At 76.6% G+C, this 692-nt stretch carries 1 pseudogene; it reads left to right on the plus strand.

The window, feature by feature from the left end:
* Positions 1-692, plus strand: a pseudogene (locus tag BGM09_RS37000) (hypothetical protein); the annotation flags it as partial.

The raw sequence follows: 692 nt of genomic DNA on the forward strand, positions 1-692 counted from the left end.
CCGTCCGCGGACCGACCCCTCACCGCGGCGGAACTCGACGGCTTCGCCGAGCCGCTGCGGGAACTGCTGGACAGCGCCGTCGCCTCCGCCGAACGCAAACTCTTCGGGCTGCGGACCGCGGCGGCCGACGACGCGCGCATCCTCGCCGCGCTCGGCGACGGCGGCCTGCTGCCGCCGGGCCCCGACGTCCTGACGACCGTCGAATTCCTGGGTGAGCACGGCATTCCTGCGCTGCCCGGCTGGCGCTACCTCGCACAGGCCGTGGACCCGGTGGACCACGCGGTCGTGCTGGCCTCCCGCCCCGAACTGGTAGACGGCGTCGTGGTCACGGAACCCGGCTCGTACCAGCGGGCCAGGGACGTACTGGCGCAGGCCGCCCTGCTGCCGCGCTCGACGGTCGCGGTCGGCACCGCGGCGGCGCTCCTCGCGCCGCCGCCCGCGACGGCGGCGGGCAGCGCGGACCAGGACGTGTTCCTCGTCCCGCCGAATCCGGCGATGCACGACGAACTGGCCGCCGACGGCGAACGCCAGGAGCTGCGGGCCCGCGCCACCGCCCGCGAGGAGGACATCAGGACGCTCGCGGCCCGGCTCGCGCACGACCGGACGCTGTCGGCCCGCCTCGCCTCGTGGCGCGCCTCCTGCCCGCCGGACCGTCTCGCCGAACTGGAGGCGGAGGTCACCGCCGCGCGGCA

Origin of the sequence: Streptomyces sp. CBMA29, from assembly GCF_014596445.1 — a bacterium.
GTDB lineage: Bacteria > Actinomycetota > Actinomycetes > Streptomycetales > Streptomycetaceae > Actinacidiphila.